This is a genomic window from Peribacillus suis (assembly GCF_059384845.1).
In genome coordinates this window covers 3879761-3905743 of sequence record NZ_CM182019.1, presented here as the reverse complement: position 1 = coordinate 3905743, position 25983 = coordinate 3879761, and the positions used below count along the sequence as shown (strand labels likewise).

The window sequence follows — 25983 nt, the reverse complement described above, 5'->3', positions numbered from 1 at the left end:
GGGATGTTGTTTCGGAAAAATTGCCATACATGCAATAGGGCTTCGTTTAGTAGTTCGGAAATGGGGAATTGGTTTTGTCCTACCTGCGGCGAGGATTTGACCGTGCAAAAGGCCTTTGATGCACTGTCGGTGGAGCGAATTAATATGTCTCATCGCCTGAATGAAAAGAACAAGGTTTTTTATTATCTGAAAAAGCGAACGTGATTTTCGTTTCATGTAAATCTATCCTTGATTTTTTCCCTATTGTTGTAATTTGTCGATAAATATTTCCTTATATTGGTTAATTGGCGACATAAACTAGCAACATATGTAGGGTGTATTCCCTATAATAAGATTGTAAACTATGTATTTAGTAATATTTATCGTGAAAAAGGCAAACTTATCGAAAGGTGAGGGCGCAAAGGCACAGGTCTAAGGCTGTAAGGAGCTACGATGGCTGGTCTGCCTGAAATACAAGGTAGTATTTTAGGAGGTTGATAAAATGATTACGACGGAAATGGATCAAGAGTGGATGACGTTGATTTTGGAGGCAAAAAGCTTAGGATTGACGAAAGAAGAGATCCGTGATTATCTTGCACGGGAGTCATCGAAGGGGAATTGCGAAAAATGAGAAAGATGTGGAAAGCATCCCTATAAACAGTATGGAGCATGGCTGTTTATAGGGATGCTTTCGTTTGCGTAAATAGATTGATAGAGTGCTATGCTTCCTATCTATTTTTCTATTCGTTGTTCTTTTTCCATTTGTTAAACTCAATAAATTCTCGGAATTGTTGTTTTGAAACACCTGAATGCATGGCATCTTCAACGATTTTTATCCAGTCGTTATCCAGGATTTCCTTATTGGGAGCATCGTAAAGAAGGGCATCAACAGGAACATGAAGCACTGCAGAGATTTTTTCCAAAAATTGAATGGAAGGATTCGTTTGTAAGTTCCGTTCGAGCGAACTTAAGTAGGACTTGGCTACCCCGGCTTTCTCGGCTAGTTCAGTCATCGACATTTTCTTTTCTTCCCGCAGCTTTTTAACACGCTCACCGATCATCATTACCACCTCGAACTAGTTCTATTTATCCCACAGAATAAGCTTTGCTAACCCACTTACAGTGTCTTCTACTATCCAGGTTTACAAGCGAATGGCGTCAACTATCTATTAAACCCATTTATAGTAGTTGAGAGATATAGCCTTTTTTAAAGACCATCTGTGCAAACGTGGGCCTACCCATATGTATTTTAAATCTTCCCTCTATTTTAACAGTTTTTGTCCTGTTTTATCCATTGTTTTTCTCAAGAAGTGATATCTGGCCCATAGTCCTGAAAGTGACATGAAGTTGTACCTCATGAATAGAAGTGGTAAAATTAAGACTAGATTATTATCGGCAGAAGGTGTGTTCCTTCTTACTTATATGAATGAACGATATTGAATGATCATTTTCCCAATAGAGGAGCGTTAATGAATGCTTAATATATTAAATAAAGTTTTTGATCCGAATAAGCGAGAACTTAAGCGGTTAGAAAAAGTGGCTGATCAGGTCGAAGCGCTGGCGGATGAGATGGCTTCGTTATCGGACGAGCAGCTGACTGCCAAAACGGAAGAATTCAAGAAACGTTATCAAAACGGGGAAACTGTGGATGATTTGCTCGTTGAGGCATTTGCTGTCGTACGTGAAGGAGCAAAGCGGGCGCTTGGCATGTATCCTTTCCGTGTTCAGATCATGGGTGGGGCGTCCCTTCATGATGGGAATATTTCCGAAATGAAAACAGGTGAAGGGAAAACGTTGACTTCAACCATGCCCGTTTATTTAAATGCGATTACTGGAAAAGGCGTGCATGTCGTGACCGTCAATGAATACCTCGCACAACGTGATGCGACTGATATGGGTGTGTTATATAATTTCCTCGGACTGTCTGTCGGGTTGAATCTGAACAGTCATTCTAAAGAAGAAAAACAAGAAGCATACAATGCGGATATCACGTATAGCACGAATAATGAGTTAGGTTTCGATTACTTGCGTGACAATATGGTGCTATATAAAGAACAAATGGTACAGCGGCCATTGCATTATGCGGTCATCGATGAAGTCGATTCCATCTTGATTGATGAAGCGAGGACGCCATTGATCATTTCCGGTGCGGCGCAAAAATCAGCCCAGCTTTATATCCAGGCGAATGCTTTTGTGCGTACCCTGAAAAAAGATACGGATTACACGTATGATGAGAAAACCAAAGGCGTGCAATTGACTGAAGAAGGTATGAATAGGGCTGAAAGAGCGTTCAATATTGATAATTTATTCGATATCACTCATGTGACATTGAACCATCATATCAATCAGGCATTGAAAGCGCATGTTGCCATGCACTTGGATGTAGATTATGTGGTCCAAGACGGCGAGATTGTCATCGTTGACCAATTTACGGGCCGTTTAATGAAAGGTCGCCGTTACAGTGAAGGACTTCATCAGGCCATTGAAGCAAAAGAGGGACTGGAAATTCAAAATGAAAGCATGACCCTTGCTACGATTACTTTCCAGAACTATTTCAGGATGTATGAAAAACTTTCTGGTATGACGGGTACGGCCAAGACGGAAGAAGAGGAATTCCGTAACATCTATAATATGAATGTTATTGCGATTCCTACGAACCGGGATATCGTCCGGGATGACCGCCCAGATCTCATTTATGCGTCAATGGACGGGAAATTCAGAGCGGTCGTGGAAGATATTGCAGAGCGTCATGTAAAAGGACAGCCCGTGCTGGTTGGTACGGTCGCCATTGAGACTTCGGAGATCATTTCCAATTACTTGACGAAAAAAGGCATTCCTCATAACGTGTTGAATGCGAAGAACCATGAGCGTGAAGCGGAAATCATCTTGAATGCAGGGAATAAGGGAGCGGTTACGATCGCCACAAACATGGCTGGCCGTGGTACGGATATCAAGCTAGGCGAAGGTGTCAAAGACGTGGGCGGGCTTGCCGTCATCGGGACGGAACGTCATGAAAGTCGCCGGATTGATAACCAGCTGCGTGGTCGTTCTGGTCGTCAGGGAGATCCAGGGGTCACTCAGTTCTATCTATCCATGGAAGATGAATTGATGCGTCGCTTTGGTTCGGATAATATGAAGAGTATGATGGCGCGCCTTGGCATGGATGATTCCCAACCCATTCAAAGCAAAATGGTGTCAAGAGCCGTTGAATCCGCTCAGAAACGGGTTGAAGGAAATAACTTCGATTCTCGTAAACAATTGCTGCAGTATGATGATGTTCTTCGTCAGCAACGTGAAATCATATACAAACAGCGTTTCGATGTAATGGAAAGCGAAAACTTGCGTGAAATCGTTGAAACGATGATCACGGCGTCCATTCAACGTAATGTTGCAGCTTTTGCGCCGATGGGCGATGAAGAAGGCTGGAACTTGCAAGGACTTGTCGATTACTTGAACGGCAATCTATTCCAAGAGGGTGAGATTACAATCGCCGATTTGGATGGGAAAGATGAATCGGAACTGGTTGAGTTCATTCTAGGAAAAGTAAAAGAAAGTTATGATCAAAAAGAAGCCGAGCTTTCAGAAGAGCAAATGCGCGAGTTCGAAAAAGTGATCGTGCTTCGGGCGGTGGACAGCAAGTGGATGGATCATATCGACGCGATGGAACAATTGCGTCAAGGGATTCACCTACGTGCATATGGTCAAATCGATCCGCTTCGTGAATACCAATCAGAAGGCTTCGCGATGTTTGAAAGCATGATTGCTTCGATGGAAGATGAGGTCACTAAGTACATTATGAAAGCTGAAATCCGCAATAACTTGGAGCGGAAGGAAGTCATAAAAGGACAAGCGGTCAATCCGAAAGAAGACGAAGGCGGCAAAGTGAAGAAGGCGCCGGCTCGTAAGTCGGAAGATGTCGGGCGAAATGCTTTATGTCCATGTGGCAGCGGAAAAAAATATAAGAATTGTCATGGCAACTTAGCCTGAAAATAGGTGTATAATGGAGAAGAGACGGATAAGTTAAATGAACTTACCGCCTCTTTTCATGTTTCGTTTATGAAAGCGGACTGGATGCATATCGTTTTGAAGAGGTATATTTGCATGAAGCAAATCCCGATACGGGATTTTTTTTAACATACTAATGAGGTGAATAGAAATGGAAATGGCAGAAATCAGAAACGAATTAGAAAGAACAGCGCAACGATTAACGGACTTTAGGGGGTCTCTTTGACTTAGATGAAAAAGAGGCACGCATTGCACAACTAGAAAATGAGATGACGCATCCTGACTTTTGGAATGATCAACAAAAGGCTCAAGGTGTCATCAATGAAACAAACGCATTGAAAGAACAAGTCGACCAATTGGCCGAGTTGAATGATTCATATGAAAATCTCGATTTGACGTATGAACTGGTCAAAGAAGAGAATGATGAAGATCTTATGACGGAGTTAGTGGAAGAAATCACGATTCTTTCCCAAAAGATGAATGACTTTGAACTACAGCTTCTACTAAGTGAAGAGTATGATTCGAAAAATGCCATTCTGGAACTGCATCCTGGTGCAGGCGGAACAGAGTCCCAAGATTGGGGTTCCATGTTGCTACGCATGTACACTAGATGGGGCGAAAAAAGAGGATTCAAGGTGGAAACCCTTGATTACCTTCCAGGTGATGAAGCGGGAATCAAGAGTGTAACGCTCCTATTCAAAGGCCATAACGCTTATGGCTATTTGAAAGCGGAAAAAGGCGTGCACCGTCTTGTCCGGATTTCTCCTTTCGATTCATCAGGCCGCCGTCATACTTCTTTCGTATCATGCGAAGTCATGCCGGAATTCGATGAAACGATTCATATAGATATCCGTACGGAAGATTTGAAAATCGATACGTACCGGGCAAGTGGCGCCGGCGGTCAGCATATTAACACGACTGACTCAGCTGTCCGGATTACCCATTTACCAACGAATACGGTCGTAACGTGTCAAAATGAGAGATCGCAAATCAAAAACAAGGCCCAAGCGATGAATATGCTGAAAGCCAAATTATATCAACTTGAGATCGAACAGCAACAAGCCGATTTGGATGAAATCCGCGGTGAACAGAAGGAAATTGGCTGGGGAAGCCAAATCCGCTCTTACGTCTTCCACCCTTATTCCATGGTAAAGGATCACCGTACAAGTGCGGAGACCGGGAACCTTGGAGCAGTGATGGATGGGGATATCGATATGTTCATCGATGCTTATTTACGTTCTAAATTATAAGAGGTATGAATCGAACCGGATCTTATTCGGTTCGATTTTTTTTGTACAACATTTCAATTCATTAGTCCTTTACCACGTCATCTGGCTGTTATTTACAGGAAATGAACAGGGATGCTATACTACTTTCGGTTAAGACTAATTAAATAAGAAGGATTATGAGGAGACAACCAGAATGAGAAAGAGATATCGGGAGCCAAAGCACCCTTTGATACAAATTTTGATGGAATATGGTCTAGTGTTGATAGGGTCAGGCATCATCGCGATTGGGTTCAATGTATTTCTTCTACCGAACCAGGTCGCTTCAGGCGGGGTCAGCGGAATCAGCACGATTCTATATACCACGCTAGGTTGGGAACCAGCGTATGTTCAGTGGGCATTTAATATTCCTTTATTCATTGCCGGACTTATTGTACTTGGAAGGAATTTTGGTGCAAAAACGTTCATCGGAACGTTATTTTTACCGTTTGTCGTCTTCCTGACAAAGGATTGGGAACCATGGACGAACGATGCATTACTCGGGTCACTTTGTGGCGGTATCCTGGTCGGATTAGGATTGGGCATAGTCTTTCGCGGGAAGGCTTCTACCGGGGGAACGGATTTAGCGGCCCAAATCATTCATAAGTATACCAATTTGTCATTGGGGACATGTGTGGCAATCATTGACGGCCTCATCGTATTGAGCGCGGCCATTGTTTTTGATATTGAAAAAGGGCTGTATGCCTTGATCAGCTTATATGTCACAAGTAAGACCATCGACCTTATCCAAGTTGGATTCAACCGTTCCAAGATGGCATTAATTATCACGAATAATGAACCTGAAGTTAGGGATGCTATTATACATGAGCTAGACCGCGGTGTTACACGGATTTCCGGGCATGGCGGCTATACGGACGATTCCCGTCCGATTTTAATGTGTGTCATCGATCAATCTGAATTCACCAAATTGAAACAATTGGTCAAAGTCGTTGACCCTAAAGCATTCGTGATCGTCATGGATGCCTCAGAAGTACTTGGAGAGGGTTTTAAACTCGATTGAGATTGGTATAATGTTTCTGTACTGGTAGACTTAAGAAGAAGGGGGCTTGTCCAATGAAAAAGAAATGGTTAGCTTTACTATTAGGTACATCTCTTGCGCTTACTGCTTGCGGGGGGAATGACGATAATAACGCAGATAAAGAACCGGCAACGGATACTAATGAAACGACCACTGCTGGTGCCGGTGATGCAGCCAAGATTTATGAAAATAAATGTTCAAGTTGTCATGCTGTGAATCTTGAAGGCGGCGTAGGCCCAAATTTGACGGAAGTCGGTTCGCGTTTGTCGAAAGATGAAATTGAGCAAATCATCTTGAAAGGCCAAGGTGGAATGCCAAAAGGTGTCATCATTGGTGATGATGCATCAAAAGTAGCCGATTGGCTTTCCGAACATAAGTAACATTTCTACCGAAACGTCCTCCTTTAGGCTGGACGTTTCATCCATCCTCTTCATAAAATCTCCTATTATTTCCATTCATTTTTCCGTATACTAGATAGATAGTCTTACCTCACTCTTTGAAATGAAACTGTAATATTTTTATGCTTAATTTGACAAACTTTGATGTTATAATGTTCCTGTGCTTAAAACGAAATGATTCCTGTCGTTATTTAAAAAATGCTGTCGAAAAAAACGCTTTTAATAGATAAGTTAACAAGCAAATTAGGTGGTTTTAGAATGATAGAGATGATAGATGTCAAAAAGACCTATTCCAATGGCGTCATAGCCATTAATGGGTTAAATGTTAAAATACAACCAGGCGAGTTTGTTTATGTAGTGGGTCCAAGTGGTGCCGGAAAATCGACCTTCATCAAAATGATGTATCGGGAAGAAAAGCCGACAAGTGGAAATATCTTGGTTAATGGTGTCAGCCTACCAAAAATCCGCAATTCGAAAGTTCCTCTATTTCGCCGTAATATCGGGATGGTCTTCCAGGATTTTAAACTCCTTCAAACTTTCACAGTCTATGAAAATGTTGCCTTTGCAATGGAAGTCATCGAAAAAGAACCTGAAGTCATTAAAAAGAGAGTCATGGAAGTTCTCGATCTAGTTGGGATTAAGCATAAAGCCAGAATGCGTCCTGCAGAGTTATCAGGTGGAGAACAACAAAGGGTTGCGATTGCCCGTTCGATCGTCAATGACCCCAAGGTGGTTATTGCCGATGAACCTACAGGGAATCTGGATCCTGAAACATCATGGGAAATCATGAGCATATTTGAAGAAATAAACAAGCGCGGAACGACACTTATCATGGCTACGCACAATAAAGATATTGTTAATAACTTTAAACGTCGTGTAATTGCCATTGAAGGTGGAAAAATCGTTCGCGATGAACATAGAGGTGAATACGGATATGAAATTTAGAACACTCGTCCGTCACTTCCGTGAAAGCTTTAAAAACATTGGTCGTAATGGTTGGATGACGTTTGCATCAGTAAGTGCTGTAACAGTTACTCTAACATTGGTTGGCGTTTTTTTAGTGATTATGATGAATTTGAATCATATCGCGGGTAATGTCGAAAACGATGTCGAAATTCGTGCGCATATTGATAATGCAGCGAGTAAAGAGGATATACAAGCAATCAGCAAGCAGATAACGAGTATAGGTGGAATTGATAGTGTTGTCTTCTCCCCTAAGGATGAAGAGCTCACCAATTTAATTGATGATCTAGGCGATAATGGAGATGCCTTTAAACCATTTGAACAAGACAACCCTTTACGGGATGTTTATATCATTAAAACGAAAACACCTCAAGATGTGATCAAGGTAGCTAAAGAAATCGAAAGCATCAATTATATTCAAAGCGTTAAATATGGACAAGGTTATGTTGAAAACCTATTCAGTTTTGTCGAAATTGCTAGAAATATCGGGATTGTACTTATCGTAGGGTTGCTTTTCACAGCCATGTTCCTCATCTCGAATACGATTAAAATTACGATTGTGGCTAGGAAAAAAGAAATCGAGATCATGAGATTGGTAGGGGCAACAAACAACTTCATTCGTTGGCCATTCTTCTTAGAGGGACTCTGGTTAGGAATCCTTGGTTCTGTCGTGCCTATCGCCCTGATTTCAGTACTCTACTACAATCTGTTCAATTATATATCACCACAGATTACGTTTAAATTCGTAGACTTTTTACCAGCAAGTCCATTCATTTACCAAGTGTCGGCGATTCTTATCATCATGGGCGCCGTGATTGGAATATGGGGAAGCTTAATGTCCGTTAGAAAATTCTTAAAAGCATAAGCGAACAAACTTTACAATTCTTTTACACTCGAAATACGAAGAAGAAATTCATTCAAAATAGAGAGACGTTGCATGGCACGAGTTGTAACGAGATTGAAAGGGGAAATGGAACATTGAAAAAGAATATTATCGCGGTGAACGCGACAATCATGATTGGCTTGGGGAGCATTTTGGCTGCTCCTTCAGCTTTTGCTGAATCCATTTCAGACTTAGAGCAAAAGAAGGCATCTATACAGGAAAAACGTTCGGGTGTTGAAGCGGACATTTCCACTACCTCAGAAAAAATCAATAACCTCCAGAATAAACAACTGACAGCTGAGGAGCAAATCGCTGCCATTGATGCGAAAATTGCAGAATCAGCAAAGAAAATTGATGCGAAAAATGCTGAAATCACTCAAACAAAAGAAGAAATTGAAGTATTGAAAGCAGAAATTATAGTGTTGCAAGAACGTATCGCTAAGCGTAACGACGTTCTGAAGGAACGTGCACTTTCCTTCCAGGAGTCCGGTGGAGATTTGAATTATGTGGAAGTATTGTTCGGATCATCTAGTTTTAGCGATTTAATTGACCGTGTAGGAGCTGTTGCAGCCATTGCAGAAGCCGATCGCGAGATTTTGAAACAACATGAGCTGGATAAAAAAGAGCTTGAAGAAAAACAAAAGGCCGTAGAAACGAAGCTTGCTAGTTTAGAAGTGGCTAAAGCTCAACTTTTACAAATCCAAAATCAACAAAAACAGCAGAAAGAACAAAAAGCTGCGTTAGTTAAGAAATTAAAGAAACAAACGAAAAAAGAAGAAGAAAATAAAATGGGCTTAGAGGAAGAAAAGGCGAACCTTGCTGCTCAAGAAACAGCTATCAAGTCAGCCATCGACTTAGAGAAGAATCGTCTAGCTGAATTAGAAGCAGCTCGTAAAAAAGCAGCAGCTGAAGCGAAAAAACGTGCAGAACAAGAAGCGGCAGCACAAGCAGCGCAAGCAGCTCAAGCGAAAAAACAAGCTCCTTCCCATTCTAACTCTAGTTCTAATAGCAGTTCATCCTCTTCATCATCACAAGCTCCGGCTAGTGTAAGTTCTGCACCGGCTGTATCGTCAGGAACATTTACAAGACCAAGTGCAGGTTATGTATCTTCGACAATGGGCGAGCGTTGGAACAAACAGCATGCCGGCATTGATATTGCCGCTAGCGGAACAGTGCCTGTTGTAGCAGCGGCAGACGGAGTCGTAAGTCGTTCGTATACGTCCTCTTCATACGGCAATGTAATCTTTGTTACCCATAATATTAGTGGCCAAACGTGGACAACGGTTTATGCACATTTAAGTTCAAGACAAGCTAGTACAGGTGCAGTCGTTGCCAAAGGTCAACAAATTGGGATCATGGGGAATACCGGACATTCTTATGGACAGCATTTGCACTTTGAGCTTCACAAAGGTACGTGGAATTACAGTAAGTCCAATGCAGTCAATCCATTAAGCTACATACCTAACTAATACCCAATATATGAATCATAAAACAGACTAGGATCACATCCTAGTCTGTTTTTTTGCTCTGTTCAAAAGCATATTTACCCGAACCTACTCATATAGTGAAAAATATATCGGGGTAGAAAAGGGGATAAATATGGTCAAAAAATGGGTAATTCCTCTGGCAATCATGATGTCACTAGTTATTGGGGCAGCGGGGGGCATGTATTGGACAAGCACCCAGGATAAACACGAGATGAAACAGGAAAGCCAAGAGGGCATAAAGGATCAGGAATGGGCAAAAGTGGAACAAGCTTATGGGTTGATCGTGAGCCAGTATGTTGAACAGGTAGACGGCTCAAAGCTCATTGAAGGTGCCATTCAAGGCATGCTGGCAACATTGAAGGATCCATATTCCGTATATATGGACAAGGAGACCGCAAAGCAGTTCAATGAGACCTTGGATTCCTCGTTTGAAGGGATCGGTACGGAAATCGGGATGGAGGACGGGAAGGTCATCATTGTCTCTCCCTACAAGGACTCCCCGGCTGAAAAGGCAGGATTAAAGCCGAAGGACCAAATCTTAAAGGTGAATGGGGAAAGTGTCGAAGGATTGGACCTCTATGAAACTCGGTTGAAGATCCGTGGGAAAAAGGGTTCTCCAGTCAAAATGGAAATAAAACGTGCCGGCGTATCCAATCCGATCGAATTCAATATGGTTCGTGCTGAAATTCCATTGGACACGGTTTTTTCTTCGACCAAGGAAGTAGCGGGTGAGGAAATCGGGTATGTGGAGTTGACCACATTCTCTGAAAATACCGCAACGGATTTTAAAAAGCAGTTGAAGGAACTTGAGAAGAAGGGAATCGAAGGGTTGGTTATCGATGTCCGGGGGAATCCGGGCGGCCTCCTTTCAAGTGTGGAAACGATTTTAAGCGAGTTTATTACGAAAGATAAACCATATTTGAAAATAGCCGAAAGAACGGGTGAGACGCAATCCTTTTTCACCGAGCTGAAGAAAAAGAAGGACTACCCCATTGCGGTCCTGACGGATAAAGGCAGTGCCTCTGCTTCGGAGATCCTTGCCGGTGCCATGGAGGAGGCCGGGGGATACCCGCTGATTGGCGAGAAGACGTTCGGTAAAGGGACGGTTCAACAGGCAGTTCCAATGGGAGATGGCAGCAATATCAAGCTTACGCTGTACAAGTGGCTGACACCATCTGGTAACTGGATTCACAAAAAGGGAATCGAACCGACGATTGAAGTCAAGCAACCGGTCTACTTCAACGCCCATCAGTTAACCATCGAAAAGGTATTGAAGCGGGATATGACAGACGATCAAATTCAGTATGCGCAAACGATCCTAAAAGGGATCGGCTTTGAAACAGGGCGTGAGGATGGGTACTACGATTGGAATACGGAGATTGCGGTCAAGGCTTTTCAGAAGCAGTATGGGATGAAGGCGACGGGAAATTTGGATGCTAAGACCGCAGCTAAGCTAGAAACCGTCATCTTGGAAAAAATTCAGGATGAAGATAATGATATACAGCTACGGACGGCTTTGAATTATTTGGCGAAATAGAAGAAGGAGGCAACGCCCATCGGGGTGTTGCCTTTTTACTTGGCAGGAAAGGGGAAAGATTCATTTCATCTATTAGAGCGGATACAGTTTTTTCTACATCTTAATAGGCAGGAAGCTGACATATTTGATAGAATAGGAAGTAACTGACTAGAACGATTGATACATACTTTTAATCACTTATAGGGATGGTGGAGAGAAATTGACAACGGATTGGCTTATTGATTGCTTAATAGGATTGGGAAAACTCTTCCTTCATCCATTGCTTTACGTTTCCATTGCTTATTGTTTATTCATCGGCTATCTTCGGGTTAAACGGGAGCGCCGTGATTTCAATACGAAGATTTATAGGAAAACCATGGAGCTTCGGGCTTTGCTTCTACAGGGAATCGTCACTGGGGTGATTCTGTCACTCCTCGCGCTGGTGTCTGGCCTTGTCATACCGATGGCGGCGGTGGTCATCATGGCGGCAGTCTCGGTCCTAGCCGTCTTGACCATGAAAAGGAGACTGGTATCACCTGTTTATACGTTGGGTGTCACGTTCTTTATCCTTTTCTTTCTAAATGGTAAGGATATGGCACTTCCTATTTTCACGGATGCATTTGACCAACTGAATCAATCGGTTTATCCGACACTTGTGATATTGATTGGGCTTTTGTTGATTGCGGAAGGTTTTCTTATCGTTAAGAAAGGCAGTAAAAAGGCATCACCGCAGTTAGAGGTTTCGAAGCGCGGGCAGCCGATTGGCGTTTATGTTTCGCAACGTATTTGGCTGATTCCGATGTTCGTACTGATTCCTGGGGGAGAACTGCCCGTTCCTTTTGACTGGTATCCCGTATTCTCCATTGGTGAAGTGTTCGTTTCTCCAATCGTTCTGCCATTTTTGATTGGATTTAGGCAGAAGGTTCATGGATCGCTTCCGGAACAGGCAATAAAGGCCCAAGGTAAGCAGGTAGGGACACTTGGCATATTGATTACAGTCTTGGCGGTCGTCAGCTACTGGTACCCACTATTGGCAATCATAACAGCTGTTTTAGCGATCCTTGGTCGGGAATTCATCCATTATGCGCAAAAGAATTTGGACGAAAAGCAACCGTTTTACTTTTCGAAAAGCAAGCTTGGCGTCCAGATTCTAGGCGTTATCCCTGAATCACCGGCTGACAAGATGGGATTGGTCAAGGGTGAAATCATCTCAAAGATCAATGGGGTTGTCGTCAGGGAAGAAGAAGAGTTGTACCGGGCGCTGCAAAAGAATCGGGCCTATTGTAAGCTCGAGGTCATCGGCATTAATCAACAAATGCGCTTTGTGCAACGGGCCTTATTTGAAGGGGAACATTATGAATTGGGCATCCTTTTTGTGGATGATCAATTGAAAGAGAGTGGCCAAGCAGGATAGAAACGGCCGGATCTTTCTGAATAGTAACTGAAACCACTTAGATGATAGATCTAGGTGGTTTCTTATATGGGTAGACGAAATGAAAAGTGAAGGTGCGAATATGGATATGACGATGAAGATGAAGAGTATGAAGAGTATTTTGATAGTATTATCATGCTTGTTCTTATATGGATGTCAACCAGGTGGGAAAGACGGGAGAAAGGAAAGTTCTGCCCCCGTTGACCTTATAGGGGAGTGGCATGGGGAAGAAATGAGTTTAGATGGAAATCGTTATACAGGATTTTACGCGTTTGACATCGAGAAAAATGGGAAATTTTCTTTGTATGATGTTGAAGCGGGGAACCCGGGCATCCAAGGAGAGATTACACAATATGATGGGGAATCTCTGAAAATGAAGACAGGGGATGAAGCAGATTTTGATGTACCTGCAGAATGGGCAGGATTAAAGCATTCCGATACTCTGTTGTATGAAATAAAAGGGGAAAAATTATATATGAGTTACAAAGATAAACAGGATAAGCATACGCTTGTTTTTTCTAAATCCAGTTATTGAACGATTTTTCACAGGAAACCCCCAAAAGGCAGGTTGCTCTGCTCATTGGGGGTTTATTAATGAAACATTTTACGCTTCTCTTGCGGCTTCGATATCAATGGAAATGGTGATTTGATCTCCAATCAGTACCCCGCCCGTTTCCAGGGCAGCATTATAGGTTAAACCATAGTCGCTGCGTTTCACCTTGCCTTTGCCACTGAATCCTGCTTTTTCCGTACCCCATGGATCTTTTCCTTGCCCTTCGAATGTCATAACGAATGTTTCTTCTTTTGTCACTCCATGAAGCGTGACATCACCGGTTACGGCATACTCATCGTCATCCGTTTTTTTGATGTCTGTAGCTTTAAATATCAGTTCCGGGTTCTTTTCAACGTCAAAGAAGTCAGCAGAACGCAGGTGGTTATCACGGTCTGTATTACGAGTGTCAATGCTGGACAAATCGACGGTGAAATCAATTTCCGCCGTTGTTAGGTCGGTTGGGTCTGCAGAAATGTTGGCGTCAAATTTATTGAAACTTCCTTTTACTTTTGCAATCATCATGTGTTTTACAGAAAACTCTATCGCGCTGTGTGTAGGGTCGACTATCCATTTTGTTTTAGCCATTTTGTATATTCCTCCACTTCATATATCTTTAATTTGAGATAATTTAACATATTGTAATTATATGAGCTGGTGGTTCCAGAGTCAAATGTTTTTTCCTTTATTTAGAAAATGCAAAAAAACCTGTGCCGCATGTGTGCGGACACAGGTCTAAGAAAGAAACTCTTAGTTAGAACGTTCTTTTTCTTCGTGAATCGGGGCTTTACTTGGCCAGAAAGCATAGCGACCAAGCAGAGCGGTAATCGCCGGCACTAGGAATGGGCGAACGATGAATGTGTCCATCAGTACACCGAGTGCGGTAATGAGTCCGAATTGGACAAGCACTTGAATCGGCAACGTAGCGAGCACAGAGAATGTAGCTGCCAAGATGATACCGGCTGAAGTGATGACGCCACTTGTTTCGGTTACACCTTCTCTTATGGCTTGCTTGATTGGCATCGTCTTCTTCTTGCGCCATATGCTGGATACCATGAAGATGTTGTAATCTTCTCCAAGGGCGACAAGGAATACGAATGAATACAACGGAATCGTACCTTCAATTGCATCCACACCCATGAAGTGGTGAAGGATGATCCAGCCTAAGCCCATAGCGGCAAAGAAGGAAAGGATAACCGTTCCCATTAAATAAGCCATGGCTGTTACGGAACGAAGGTAGGCTAACAGTAGCAATGAAATCAAGACGATGATGATTGGGAAAACCAAGAATTCATCTGCCTTGACCGTTTCGCGTTTATCGTGCTGCTCAGCTGTCTGGCCGCCAATCCATACTTTTTCATCAACGGATGAGATCTTCGCATCTTTCAGTTCTTTTTCCACGGAACTGCGTATATCTGAAATGGCGTCGATCGCTTTCGTATCGTATGGGTTGATATTGAATTTGACTTCATAGGATTGTAAGTCCTTATTCGTTTCACTCCTGACCGGTTCTGAGACACTTCCGATCAGGCTCATATCCTTCAGGGAATCTGTTAAATCGATATCCTTACCATCCGTATCGACGACGACTGTTGCCGGTGCAAGTTCACCAGGTGAGTAGGCATCGGAAATGACGGTATACCCTTCACGCGAGTTGATGTCTTCTGGGAATGAAGAGAGGATATCATAGGAATATTTTATTTGTGATGAATAGCCAGCTAAAAGGCCGAAAAGAATCAGGCAAGTAAGGATGACGGTCCACGGCTTGGTTGTAACGATATTCCCAATCCATTTTCCAATGCGTCCGCCTTCTTTGTGTATCTTGACGGGTTTGCCCTTTTTCTTCGCGCGCGCTTCTTCCATTTCGGGTGTACGTGGAACGATCGGGAAGAAAGAGGCCCGGCCGAAAACAGAAAGTAGTGCAGGAACGAGAGTTAAGGCAGCAATCATCATGATTAATATGGATAAGCTGAATGGTACGGCGAAACGATGATAAGCACCATATTGAGCCACGAGCAATGTTAATAGGGAGACGACGATCGTCAGACCGCTCATCGCAATGGCGCCTGAAGAATCTTTAAAGGCAGCCATCATGGCTTCTCGTTTGCTTTCGTGTCTTCTCAATTCACTACGGTAGTGGGATATCAAGAATAAACAATAATCGGTTCCCGCCCCGAATAGCAATACGGTCATAATCGAAATGGCCTGCGCATCGACTGTAATCCAGCCGTGGTCTGCCATGAATCCTAGGATAGGACTTGTGACAAGGTAAGCGAAACCGACCCCGATTAATGGAATGATCGCTAAAAGTGGTGAGCGATAAATAAGTAATAAGACGACAAGAACGAGTATAACCGTCGCCAGTAGTAATTGAATATCGGCACCGGCAAATAATCCAGTCGCATCGACGGAAATCCCGACAGGACCCGTTACACGAAGCGATAGATCTTCAGAGTCGATTTTAACCTTTGAAGGGTCCGTACCGACGCGTTCGGTTACTAACTTATTGATGCGTTCAATATTTTTTTCCAAAACGGCTGTCCCGGCACTTTCCTCAAAGAAGAGGGGCTGTACGAAAGTCGTACCATCTTCAGAAACAGAGCCCTTTAGTGCGGGCAGTGGAGCGTTGTGAAGAGGAGGTAAGAAGGATTGCTGTTTTAAGGGACTTTCTGTAAGCTCTTTGGAAAGGGTTTGAATCTCAGCTAAATCTGCATCAGTCAGTCCACCCTCCCGATGCCATGTAAGCAAGGCAGGTATCCCTGAGGAATTAGGGAATTCTTTTTTTATCAGTTCATCCGCTACGACAGAATCTGAGTCTGCAGGTAAATCAGTAGGAACATTTTCCGTTTTATCGTTCACTGCCGGTAACGTGAAGGTTAACAGCACTGTCGCAATAATCCAGATGGCGATGACAACCCAACGGCTAATTGTCCCGGTCATCATTTTGCTTAATCTTCCTAATATGTTCAATGAAGGCACCTCACTTTTAAAATTTTTATCATAATCCACTCTTAATTATAAAGGGGAAACATTCCTATTTGCAAAACTGGGTATGCGGTTTCTTGAATTTCTAAAAAAAAGCTTTGGAAGGTAAATCCCTCCAAAGCTTTTTTGATTCATTAAAATAAATTGAAGTATTTCTTCAACCCATTAAAGATACCAGTGACGGCCGTGTCTTGATAGGCGCTTGTGGCAATGAGCTTTTCTTCTTCCAAATTGGAGATGAACCCTAATTCTAGTAATATCGCAGCTTGCTTGTTATCCCGGATGACTTGGAAGTTCCCCGTTTTGGCACCGCGGTCTCTCAATTTTGTTTCTTTGATGATTTCCGCTTGTACGGTTTGTGCGAGCTCTTTTTCATTGACATTCGATGCTAGATAAAATGTTTCAATGCCGTTGGCTGAGCTGGGACCAGCGTTATAGTGAATGCTGATAAAGACATCGGGTTTGTTGGCCTGGCTGATTTCCACTCGCTTACTTAAAGAGGGATACGTATCGCCTGTTCGTGTCATGACGACTTTTGCACCGGCCTCCTCCAATTTGGCTTTCAGCTTTTTAGCCGTGGAAAGAGTTAAATCCTTTTCCCGATTATTTTTCCCGGATGCCCCAGGGTCAGACCCGCCATGCCCCGGATCAAGGACGATCACCTTGCCTTTAAATCCATCACTCGGTTTGGTCTTCGATAGATACGTGAGGGAGGCCCATCCTACCAAACCGGATTGTGTTTCGACCTTGCCCCAATCTCCTTGTGTTTCCGTCACTATGACACTATCACTTCTATCGACGGCCCCTAGTATTTTATTCGTTGCCGAAGGTCCATTGCGAATGTTCAACGAGTCGGAAATGACATAGTATTTGGTTGGCTTGGTTTTGACCGGTTCTTCTTTTATAGGTGCTTCTACTTTAGGTGGTGTGGTTGTTACTGGTTTTGTTTCTTTCGGCTTGGTTTTTGCTAGATAGGTAAGGGAAGCCCAACCTGTTTTCCCAGAAGCCGTTTTGATTCTTCCCCATTTGTCTTTCTCTTCATAAAGCGTGACAGCCTCCCCTTTTTTTAGAGTGGTGACTTTGTCAGCTTTTGAGTTACCCAATTTCCTTACATATAGCTCGGCAGCTGTTACATAGTAAGTCGTTTCCTTAACGGCTGAAGGAGATGCAGTAGGTTTTTTCTTAGATAGATAGGTTAAGGAAGCCCATCCGGTCACGCCGGAAGCCGTCTTCACGTTTGCCCAGTTACCCGATTTTTTAATATAGGTAACGGCAGCGCCCTTATTGATCGTCGCCAGCTTCTTTGACGTGGTATTGGCAGACTTACGGACATACAATGAACTGGCTGTAACATAGTACTTGGTCGTGCTGATAGCTGCCGGTTTAGCAGTGGCTGTAGGCTTGGAACTAGATATGTATGTTTTAGAAACCCAACCAGTTTTCTTTTTGGAAGATACATAGATTTGTAGCCAATTGCCTTTGGTCGATTTAATTTCTACGGCGGTTCCTTTAGGTAAGGTTGCGAGAGACTTGCTGCTTGTATTATTTGATTTTCTTAATACTAACGAGGAAGCTGTCACATAACCTAACTCGTCCAAATACGTGGTGGAGACCCAGCCCGTTAGTTTTCCATACTTGATTTTCGACCATCCGGATTTTTGTGAAGAGATGGTCACTTCTTTTCCTTTTTTAATTAGGCCCAGAGATTTTGCCGTTGTCTTAGGCTGTTCTCTTATATGGAGGGAACTAGCTGTAATTTTGGCCGTTTTGGAAGCGGCCTGGACTTGATCGGTGGCGTATGGATACGAGAAAATCGTCAAAAAAACCAAGGTTGCTGCAAATAAGGTGATTATTCTTCTTTTCATTAAAGCTCGCTCCTTTAAATTATGCTGAAATAATCGAATGGTTATGGTTCATCCAGAGGTTGGGTCAGAATAACCCTTGGTAAGTGAATATAAGTGCACATATACTGCGGAGATGCCTTCATTGGAGTAATCTCCATGATTTTTATCGGTATCATTGGCGATAGTGTGAAGGAGATTCATTAATAATAGTACAATATACTCACATCAATTAGTAGGTGTTTTTTGGAACTTTTTGTAGGTAATTAGAACGTAATTTACATTAATTGAAGAATTTTGAATTAATATGAGTGGAGTTTGAGGAATTGGGGATGTTAGTTGGAGTGATGGATGATATTTACAAAGGAGGAAATTTAGTGTCTGATCAACCAAAAGAGACGAATAATGAATCGGAAGAAACCTTGACCAACCGACAAGGGCACCCCATAACGAATAATCAAAGCATCCGGACTGTTGGAAACAGGGGACCAAGTACATTAGAGAACTACGACTTCCTGGAAAAAATGAGTCACTTCGATAGAGAGCGGATTCCGGAGCGGGTGGTACATGCACGAGGTGCAGGTGCACATGGATATTTTGTTCCGACAGGCAAGGCGGGAGACGAGCCGGTTTCTAAATATACGAGAGCAAAGGTCTTTCAAGAAGCGGGTAAAAAAACACCGGTATTCGTCAGGTTTTCTTCGGTCATTCATGGGGGAACCTCCCCTGAAACATTACGTGACCCTCGTGGATTTGCCGTTAAGTTTTATACGGAAGATGGAAACTGGGATTTAGTAGGGAACAACCTCAAAATATTCTTTATCCGCGACGCCATGAAATTTCCCGATTTGATCCATGCCTTCAAACCCGACCCTGTTACAAACATTCAGGATGGCAGAAGGATTTTCGATTTCTGCTCAAGTTCTCCGGAAACCTTCCATATGATCACCTTCTTATTTTCGCCTTGGGGCATTCCGGCTAGCTACCGCATGATGCAAGGTTCCGGGGTCAATACATATAAGTGGGTGAATCAAGAGGGGGAAGCAGTCCTGGTCAAGTACCATTGGGAACCAAAGCAAGGGATCAAAAACTTGACGCAGAAAGAAGCGAATGAGATTCAGTCGACGAATTTCAATCATGCTACACAGGATTTATATGAAGCAATCGAAAATGGGGATTATCCAGAATGGGATTTAAATGTACAAATCATGAGTGATGATGCCCATCCTGAACTGGATTTCGATCCATTGGATGATACGAAGATTTGGCCAAAAGACCAATTCCCATGGCTGCATGTCGGCACGATGGTTTTGAATAAGAACCCGGAAGATTATTTCACCGAAGTCGAGCAGGTTGCTTTTGGAACGGGAGTCCTTGTAGATGGATTGGATTTCTCGGATGATAAGATGCTCCAAGGCCGCACATTCTCGTATTCGGATACACAACGTCATCGCGTGGGGGCCAATTATCTGCAACTGCCGATCAATGCACCGAAAAAACGGACGGCGACCAATCAAACGGGCGGCCAAATGCAGTATGAAGTGGGTAGAGGAAACCAAAGTCCTCATATCAACTACGAACCATCGACTGTAGGAGGATTGAAAGAGGCTGAGCAGACGGGTAAAGAGTATACCCCTTTTGTAGAGGGCAAACTGGTCCGTGAAACGATAGATCGCCAAAGCAACACGAAACAAGCAGGTGAAACGTATCGTGAATTCGAGGATTGGGAAAGGGACGAATTGATCTCCAATCTAGTGGATGCACTCGCACCTGCCGATCCACGCATTCAAGAGAAGATGATTACCCTTGCTGAAGAGGCCGATAAAGATTATGGCCGCCGTTTGAAAGAAGGATTAGCGGCAGCCTCCCAACATACCGAGTCTTCCAAACCAATGGGTGGTACGGACAATCCAGAGGAAGGAGTCGAAAAAGGTCATGACGCCGATCCATATTAATAGGATGCAAAAAGTGAACTCCCTTCCTTGAAGGGGGTTTCCCTTTTGTATACCGCTTGTTCGTTTTGCAGGAAATAGATTGGCAAAAAACCAAGGAATCATTTAAACTGTAACTACTCTATTTTTCTCTTACAAAGGAGATGAAAAAATGATTAAATTTCTTTCAGCCCTTCTATTACCCGGTCTTCTAGTCATGCTATTTTCAAGGGTCACCTATAACTATATTGTAGGTCTTATACTAACGGTTGCATTGATCGCCGCTTCCGCATATAAAGGTTATACACATACGAACTTATTAATAATCATTGATGCACTATCACTGACGGTGGGTTTCTGGTTATCAAAAAGAATGATGAAACGAACAGCCAAGAGCGCCTAATTTATAGAGGTGCTTTTTTTGTCTCGATTTCTATGAAAAGGACTCTTTGACCTGCTAGGTTATAAAATGCGAAACAGAATGTTTGTTCGCTTTTCGGTGGTTTGTTTTGAGGATATTGTGGTAGAATGTGTATATATAGTTCTTTAAACGGAATAAATAGAAGGAATAAATCATATCCCTTTTTTCATATAAAACTAATTCAGTAGGAGGCCATGCTTGGTGAAGGAAACGTTTGAGTTAGTCTCAAAATATTCTCCACAGGGAGATCAGCCAGCGGCGATAGAAAAGCTTGTTGCTGGCATAAAAGAAGGAAAGAGTATGCAGACGCTGCTTGGTGCGACAGGGACAGGGAAAACATTCACTGTCTCCAATGTCATCCAACAAATCAATAAGCCTACCCTTGTCATTGCCCATAACAAAACGTTGGCAGGGCAGCTTTACAGTGAGTTCAAAGAGTTTTTCCCCAATAATGCGGTTGAGTACTTTGTCAGCTATTACGATTACTATCAGCCAGAAGCCTATGTGCCTTCCACTGATACTTTCATAGAGAAAGATGCCAGTATCAATGATGAAATCGATAAACTCCGCCACTCGGCGACATCCTCTTTGTTCGAACGGGAAGATGTCATCATCATTGCCAGTGTATCCTGTATTTATGGGTTAGGTTCCCCGGAAGAATACAGGGAGATGGTGGTATCGCTGCGTACTGGTATGGAGATAGACAGAAATGCACTGCTGCATAAACTTGTAGATATTCAATATGAGAGAAATGATATTGCCTTTCAACGAGGAACGTTCAGGGTCCGCGGAGACGTAGTTGAAATCTTCCCGGCCTCAAAAGATGAACACTGTGTTCGGGTCGAGTTTTTCGGGGACGAGATTGACCGGATTCGGGAAGTCGATGCCCTGACTGGCGAGATCACTGGTGAACGGGAACATATCGCCATCTTTCCGGCATCCCATTTCGTCACACGTGAAGAGAAACTGAATGTGGCGATTCAAAATATTGAAACGGAACTTGAAGAACGATTGGCAGAACTTCGTGAAGATGAAAAGCTTCTTGAAGCACAGCGATTGGAGCAACGGACCCGTTACGATTTGGAAATGATGAGGGAGATGGGTTTCTGTTCGGGTATCGAGAACTATTCCCGTCATTTAACCCTACGCCCCGCAGGAGCTACACCTTACACCTTGATTGACTATTTTCCGGAAGACTTCCTATTGATTGTCGACGAGTCACATGTAACCCTTTCACAGATCCGCGGCATGTTCAATGGCGATCAGGCTCGGAAGCAGGTATTGGTGGACCATGGATTCCGCCTACCCTCTGCGAAAGATAACCGGCCACTCAGATTCGAGGAGTTTGAAAAGAAAGTCCATCAATCCATATTCGTTTCGGCAACTCCAGGACCATATGAATTGGAACATACGCCGGAAATGGTCGAGCAAATTATCCGACCTACTGGATTGCTTGATCCTACCATTGAAGTGCGACCGATTGAAGGGCAGATTGATGACCTGATAGGTGAAATCCAGGAACGGGCTAAACGGGATGAACGGGTTTTAATTACGACATTGACGAAAAAGATGTCCGAGGATTTAACGGATTACCTGAAGGATATAGGAATCAAGGTTCAGTACCTTCATTCTGAGATAAAAACGTTGGAAAGAATTGAAATCATCCGGGAATTGAGGATGGGGAAATATGATGTCCTTGTCGGGATCAATCTTTTGCGGGAAGGTCTGGATATCCCCGAAGTGTCCTTGGTGACCATTCTCGATGCTGATAAAGAAGGATTCCTCCGCTCGGAACGTTCACTCATCCAAACGATGGGCCGTGCCGCCAGGAATGCAAACGGGCACGTCATCATGTATGCTGACCGGATAACGAATTCGATGGAACTGGCCATCAGTGAAACGACACGCCGACGGGAAATCCAGGAAAAATTCAACAAAAAGCATGGAATCACACCACAGACCATCCAAAAGGATATCAGGGATTCCATCCGGGCTACGCAAGTTGCTGAAGATGGGGAAGCGTATCAGGAAGATCCGGCTATCAAACTGTCTAAGCTTCCGAAAAAAGAGCGCGAAAAAGTGGTGGCAAGCATGGAAAAAGAAATGAAAGAAGCGGCAAAGGCACTGGATTTCGAACGGGCTGCCGAACTGCGTGATTTAATATTAGAGTTAAAAGCGGAAGGGTGACGAAACATGGCAATGGATAAAATTGTGATTAAGGGTGCAAGGACCAACAACCTGAAGAATATCGACGTCACGATACCTAGGGATAAGCTTGTGGTGCTAACGGGATTATCCGGTTCAGGGAAGTCGTCCTTGGCTTTTGATACGATATATGCGGAAGGACAAAGACGTTATGTCGAATCACTCTCGGCTTATGCCCGCCAATTTTTAGGGCAAGTGGATAAACCAGACGTGGATATGATTGATGGGTTATCTCCTGCGATATCGATCGATCAGAAAACGACGAGCAAGAATCCTCGTTCCACTGTGGGAACCGTAACGGAAATTTATGATTATCTAAGATTGCTATATGCGAGGGTCGGTCGGCCGACTTGTCCGATTCATCATATCGAAATCAGTTCCCAAACGATTGAACAAATGGTCGACCGTATACTCGATTATCCAGAACGGACAAAGCTTCAAGTATTGGCACCACTCGTTTCAGGAAGAAAAGGAACGCATGTGAAAGTGCTGGAAGAAGTGAAGAAACAAGGGTATGTCCGTGTACGGATTGATGGGGAGATGTATGACCTCAGTGATGATATCACCCTTGAAAAGAATAAAAAGCATTCAATAGAAGTCATCATTGACCGGATCGTCATCAAAGAAGGAATCAGGGCAAGACTTGCAGATTCCTTGGAAAGCGCTTTGAAGCTTGGGGATGGCAAGGTCATTATAGATGTGATGGGCGAAGAGGAATTACTCTTCAGTGAGGATCATGCTTGCCCAATCTGTGGTTTTTCTGTTGGGGAGTTAGAGCCGAGGATGTTTTCTTTTAATAGTCCATTCGGGGCCTGTCCGGATTGTGATGGTTTGGGTGCAAGGCTTGAAGTGGACCGTGATCTGGTCATCCCGAATAAAGAGTTAAGTCTTCGCCAGCATGCCATAGCGCCATGGGAGCCGACGAGCTCTCAATATTACCCGCAGCTCCTTGAAGCTGTAGCGACTCATTATGACATCGATATGGATATCCCGGTCAAAGACCTTCCGGAAGAGAAACTGGAGAAAATCTTACTGGGATCTGGTAAGGATAAGATTTATTTCCGCTATAAAAATGATTTTGGAAGAGTGCAGGAAGGCCATATTCCGTTTGAAGGGGTTTTACGAAATATCGAACGGCGCTATAAGGATACGAACTCCGATTATATACGGGAGCAAATGCAGAAATACATGTCGGAAAATCCGTGTCCCACATGTAAGGGGCATCGATTGAAAAAAGAAAGCCTCGCTGTCCTCATTCAAGGTGTCCATATAAGCGAAACAACGGCTTTATCGGTTTCAGACTCCTTGCAGTTTTTCGATAACCTCGAGTTGACCGAAAAAGAAGCCGCGATTGCGAAGTTGATTTTACGGGAAATCCGCGAACGCCTTGGTTTCCTTGATAACGTCGGGTTGGATTATTTGACGTTAAGCCGGGCAGCAGGAACATTATCGGGTGGGGAAGCTCAGCGTATCCGGTTGGCTACCCAGATAGGTTCACGTCTGACGGGGGTGCTGTATATTTTAGATGAACCTTCCATCGGTCTGCATCAGCGTGATAATGACCGATTGATTGACACGCTAAAAAACATGCGTGAAATCGGCAATACGCTCATCGTGGTCGAGCATGATGAAGATACGATGCTTGCGGCAGATTATCTGATTGATGTGGGACCGGGAGCAGGTGAACATGGTGGAGAAATCGTAGCTGCCGGCACCCCAGAAGAAGTCATGAATAATCCCCAATCATTAACGGGCCAATACCTTTCCGGAAAGAAGTTCATCCCTCTTCCGTTAGAACGCCGAAAAAACGACGGACGGTTCATTGAAATCAAAGGGGCTAAGCAAAATAACCTGAAAAACGTCAATGTTAAATTCCCGCTTGGGGTTTTTACATCGGTCACTGGGGTTTCCGGTTCTGGTAAAAGTACATTAGTGAATGAAATCCTTCATAAGTCTCTAGCGCAAAAACTGAACCGTGCCAAGGCTAGACCTGGGGAGTACCGTGAAATTAAAGGGATTGAACATTTAGATAAAGTAATTGATATTGATCAATCGCCAATTGGCAGGACACCTCGTTCTAACCCAGCCACCTATACAGGCGTGTTCGATGATATTCGTGACGTTTTTGCATCAACGAATGAAGCGAAGATTCGTGGGTATAAAAAAGGACGTTTCAGCTTTAATGTGAAGGGCGGCCGTTGTGAAGCCTGCCGTGGTGACGGAATTATTAGAATCGAAATGCATTTCCTTCCTGATGTCTATGTTCCATGTGAAGTCTGCCATGGAAAAAGGTATAACCGTGAAACACTGGAAGTGAAATATAAAGGGAAAAACATATCTGATATCCTTGATATGACTGTCGAGGAAGGTGTCAGCTTCTTCGAAAATATCCCGAAAATCAAACGGAAAATACAAACGCTATTTGATGTGGGGCTAGGGTATATCAAGCTTGGGCAACCGGCAACCACACTGTCAGGCGGTGAAGCCCAGCGGGTGAAGCTCGCTTCCGAATTGCATCGCCGTTCAACTGGCCGTTCATTTTATATCTTGGATGAACCGACTACCGGTCTGCACGTCCATGATATCGCCAGGTTGCTTGAAGTCTTACAGCGACTTGTGGACAATGGGGATACCGTTCTCGTTATCGAGCATAATCTTGATGTCATCAAGGCATCGGACCATATCATTGATTTGGGTCCTGAAGGCGGAGATAAAGGCGGGACCATCGTAACCTACGGAACACCAGAGGATATTTGTGAAGTGCCTGAATCTTATACAGGGAAATATTTAAAGCCTGTGTTGACCCGTGATAAAATCCGGATGGAAAAATGGATCGAAGAAAAGGAACAAGAGCATGAACATGTTTAAGAGCAAGCCAATTTCGGCTTGCTTTTTGTAGAAATATGGCAGGTTTCTTTTAATTAATCAGTTGATTAAAATCGATTGAACTCCATTATTTCCGGGGAAATGTGTTCTTTCCCTTTTCAGAAATTGTCGCCACTCTTTGTCGATAAATGGAATTGGGATAATTATGAAACTTTTTACCTGTCTGGGCGTATGTATGTGTAAGGTACTCTAAGAAA

The 25983-nt window shown here is 43.4% G+C and carries 19 protein-coding genes and 1 riboswitch; of the genes, 15 read left to right on the top strand and 4 right to left on the bottom strand.

What is annotated here, in order from left to right:
* Positions 1 to 362 precede the first annotated feature (362 nt).
* Positions 363 to 449, top strand: a riboswitch (cyclic di-GMP riboswitch).
* A 32-nt stretch (positions 450 to 481) separates the two neighbouring features.
* On the top strand, positions 482 to 610 hold the full coding sequence (locus AC503W_RS19200; RefSeq protein WP_402991245.1) for an anti-repressor SinI family protein: 129 nt from the start codon (positions 482 to 484) through the stop codon (positions 608 to 610).
* Positions 611 to 719: 109 nt separating this feature from the next.
* Here the strand turns inward: AC503W_RS19200 and AC503W_RS19195 are convergent, their stop codons facing one another.
* A complete protein-coding gene (locus AC503W_RS19195) occupies positions 720 to 1040 on the bottom strand; it encodes a helix-turn-helix domain-containing protein (protein ID WP_402954602.1) in 321 nt (106 codons plus the stop codon).
* 412 nt (positions 1041 to 1452) lie between these two features.
* Between AC503W_RS19195 and secA the strand changes: the two genes are divergently transcribed.
* The 10 genes from secA (at position 1453) to AC503W_RS19145 (ending at position 13502) form a co-directional block, all read left to right on the top strand.
* Positions 1453 to 3966, top strand: coding sequence for a preprotein translocase subunit SecA (gene secA / locus AC503W_RS19190; RefSeq protein WP_427591441.1), 2514 nt, complete (start codon positions 1453 to 1455; stop codon positions 3964 to 3966).
* 169 nt (positions 3967 to 4135) lie between these two features.
* Positions 4136 to 5234 (top strand): peptide chain release factor 2 gene (prfB, locus tag AC503W_RS19185; RefSeq protein WP_402870630.1). Its coding sequence is split into 2 segments (ribosomal slippage): positions 4136 to 4207 and positions 4209 to 5234, totalling 1098 coding nucleotides; the frame shifts between segments, so codons are not numbered across the junction.
* 172 nt (positions 5235 to 5406) lie between these two features.
* Positions 5407 to 6270 carry a YitT family protein gene (locus tag AC503W_RS19180; protein ID WP_402954594.1) on the top strand — a complete coding sequence of 288 codons (864 nt, stop codon included), beginning with the start codon at positions 5407 to 5409 and terminating at the stop codon, positions 6268 to 6270.
* Between the two features lie 53 nt (positions 6271 to 6323).
* The gene (gene cccB, locus AC503W_RS19175) at positions 6324 to 6668 is read left to right on the top strand and encodes a cytochrome c551 (protein ID WP_402870636.1); all 345 of its coding nucleotides are present in this window, start codon (positions 6324 to 6326) and stop codon (positions 6666 to 6668) included.
* 276 nt (positions 6669 to 6944) lie between these two features.
* Positions 6945 to 7631: a cell division ATP-binding protein FtsE gene (ftsE, locus tag AC503W_RS19170; protein ID WP_402870638.1), complete on the top strand. Its 687-nt coding sequence runs from the start codon at positions 6945 to 6947 to the stop codon at positions 7629 to 7631.
* Positions 7621 to 8514, top strand: a complete 894-nt coding sequence (ftsX, locus tag AC503W_RS19165; protein ID WP_402870641.1) for a permease-like cell division protein FtsX — start codon at positions 7621 to 7623, stop codon at positions 8512 to 8514. The genes ftsE and ftsX overlap by 11 nt, the downstream gene beginning before the upstream one ends.
* A 113-nt stretch (positions 8515 to 8627) precedes the next feature.
* Positions 8628 to 10001 carry a murein hydrolase activator EnvC family protein gene (locus tag AC503W_RS19160; RefSeq protein ID WP_427650355.1) on the top strand — a complete coding sequence of 458 codons (1374 nt, stop codon included), beginning with the start codon at positions 8628 to 8630 and terminating at the stop codon, positions 9999 to 10001.
* Positions 10002 to 10131: 130 nt separating this feature from the next.
* Complete coding sequence (locus AC503W_RS19155; protein WP_494915448.1) at positions 10132 to 11556, top strand: S41 family peptidase; 1425 nt, start codon at positions 10132 to 10134, stop codon at positions 11554 to 11556.
* Positions 11557 to 11755: 199 nt separating this feature from the next.
* Positions 11756 to 12949, top strand: coding sequence for a PDZ domain-containing protein (locus AC503W_RS19150; RefSeq protein ID WP_427650358.1), 1194 nt, complete (start codon positions 11756 to 11758; stop codon positions 12947 to 12949).
* A gap of 79 nt (positions 12950 to 13028) precedes the next feature.
* Positions 13029 to 13502: a hypothetical protein gene (locus AC503W_RS19145; RefSeq protein WP_494915440.1), complete on the top strand. Its 474-nt coding sequence runs from the start codon at positions 13029 to 13031 to the stop codon at positions 13500 to 13502.
* A 69-nt stretch (positions 13503 to 13571) separates the two neighbouring features.
* Here the strand turns inward: AC503W_RS19145 and AC503W_RS19140 are convergent, their stop codons facing one another.
* The 3 genes from AC503W_RS19140 to AC503W_RS19130 all read right to left on the bottom strand — a co-directional run bounded on the left by AC503W_RS19140 (position 13572) and on the right by AC503W_RS19130 (position 18367).
* Entirely contained in the window at positions 13572 to 14105 is a 534-nt protein-coding gene (locus AC503W_RS19140; protein WP_402954577.1) for a YceI family protein, read from the bottom strand.
* Positions 14106 to 14267: 162 nt separating this feature from the next.
* The gene (locus AC503W_RS19135; RefSeq protein ID WP_494915438.1) at positions 14268 to 16460 is read right to left on the bottom strand and encodes an MMPL family transporter; all 2193 of its coding nucleotides are present in this window, start codon (positions 16458 to 16460) and stop codon (positions 14268 to 14270) included.
* 176 nt (positions 16461 to 16636) lie between these two features.
* Positions 16637 to 18367 carry an N-acetylmuramoyl-L-alanine amidase family protein gene (locus tag AC503W_RS19130; protein ID WP_494915436.1) on the bottom strand — a complete coding sequence of 577 codons (1731 nt, stop codon included), beginning with the start codon at positions 18365 to 18367 and terminating at the stop codon, positions 16637 to 16639.
* A gap of 353 nt (positions 18368 to 18720) precedes the next feature.
* On the opposite strand from AC503W_RS19130, the gene AC503W_RS19125 reads away from it, so the two are divergent.
* The 4 genes from AC503W_RS19125 to uvrA all read left to right on the top strand — a co-directional run bounded on the left by AC503W_RS19125 (position 18721) and on the right by uvrA (position 25768).
* Positions 18721 to 20298, top strand: coding sequence for a catalase (locus AC503W_RS19125; protein WP_403079589.1), 1578 nt, complete (start codon positions 18721 to 18723; stop codon positions 20296 to 20298).
* A gap of 148 nt (positions 20299 to 20446) precedes the next feature.
* Positions 20447 to 20677, top strand: coding sequence for a DUF2198 family protein (locus AC503W_RS19120; protein ID WP_402870665.1), 231 nt, complete (start codon positions 20447 to 20449; stop codon positions 20675 to 20677).
* Positions 20678 to 20896: 219 nt separating this feature from the next.
* Positions 20897 to 22882: an excinuclease ABC subunit UvrB gene (gene uvrB / locus AC503W_RS19115; RefSeq protein WP_402870668.1), complete on the top strand. Its 1986-nt coding sequence runs from the start codon at positions 20897 to 20899 to the stop codon at positions 22880 to 22882.
* A gap of 6 nt (positions 22883 to 22888) precedes the next feature.
* Complete coding sequence (gene uvrA, locus AC503W_RS19110) at positions 22889 to 25768, top strand: excinuclease ABC subunit UvrA (protein WP_494915428.1); 2880 nt, start codon at positions 22889 to 22891, stop codon at positions 25766 to 25768.
* The last annotated feature ends 215 nt before the right edge of the window (positions 25769 to 25983 follow it).

What these genes read in the sequence shown, in the direction of transcription:
- AC503W_RS19200 (WP_402991245.1), top strand. Translation starts at nt 482, where the DNA reads ATGATTACGACGGAAATGGATCAAGAGTGGATGACGTTGATTTTGGAG.
- AC503W_RS19195 (WP_402954602.1), bottom strand. Translation starts at nt 1,040, where the DNA reads ATGATCGGTGAGCGTGTTAAAAAGCTGCGGGAAGAAAAGAAAATGTCG.
- secA (WP_427591441.1), top strand. Translation starts at nt 1,453, where the DNA reads ATGCTTAATATATTAAATAAAGTTTTTGATCCGAATAAGCGAGAACTT.
- AC503W_RS19180 (WP_402954594.1), top strand. Translation starts at nt 5,407, where the DNA reads ATGAGAAAGAGATATCGGGAGCCAAAGCACCCTTTGATACAAATTTTG.
- cccB (WP_402870636.1), top strand. Translation starts at nt 6,324, where the DNA reads ATGAAAAAGAAATGGTTAGCTTTACTATTAGGTACATCTCTTGCGCTT.
- ftsE (WP_402870638.1), top strand. Translation starts at nt 6,945, where the DNA reads ATGATAGAGATGATAGATGTCAAAAAGACCTATTCCAATGGCGTCATA.
- ftsX (WP_402870641.1), top strand. Translation starts at nt 7,621, where the DNA reads ATGAAATTTAGAACACTCGTCCGTCACTTCCGTGAAAGCTTTAAAAAC.
- AC503W_RS19155 (WP_494915448.1), top strand. Translation starts at nt 10,132, where the DNA reads ATGGTCAAAAAATGGGTAATTCCTCTGGCAATCATGATGTCACTAGTT.
- AC503W_RS19145 (WP_494915440.1), top strand. Translation starts at nt 13,029, where the DNA reads ATGAAAAGTGAAGGTGCGAATATGGATATGACGATGAAGATGAAGAGT.
- AC503W_RS19140 (WP_402954577.1), bottom strand. Translation starts at nt 14,105, where the DNA reads ATGGCTAAAACAAAATGGATAGTCGACCCTACACACAGCGCGATAGAG.
- AC503W_RS19135 (WP_494915438.1), bottom strand. Translation starts at nt 16,460, where the DNA reads ATGATGACCGGGACAATTAGCCGTTGGGTTGTCATCGCCATCTGGATT.
- AC503W_RS19130 (WP_494915436.1), bottom strand. Translation starts at nt 18,367, where the DNA reads ATGAAAAGAAGAATAATCACCTTATTTGCAGCAACCTTGGTTTTTTTG.
- AC503W_RS19120 (WP_402870665.1), top strand. Translation starts at nt 20,447, where the DNA reads ATGATTAAATTTCTTTCAGCCCTTCTATTACCCGGTCTTCTAGTCATG.
- uvrA (WP_494915428.1), top strand. Translation starts at nt 22,889, where the DNA reads ATGGCAATGGATAAAATTGTGATTAAGGGTGCAAGGACCAACAACCTG.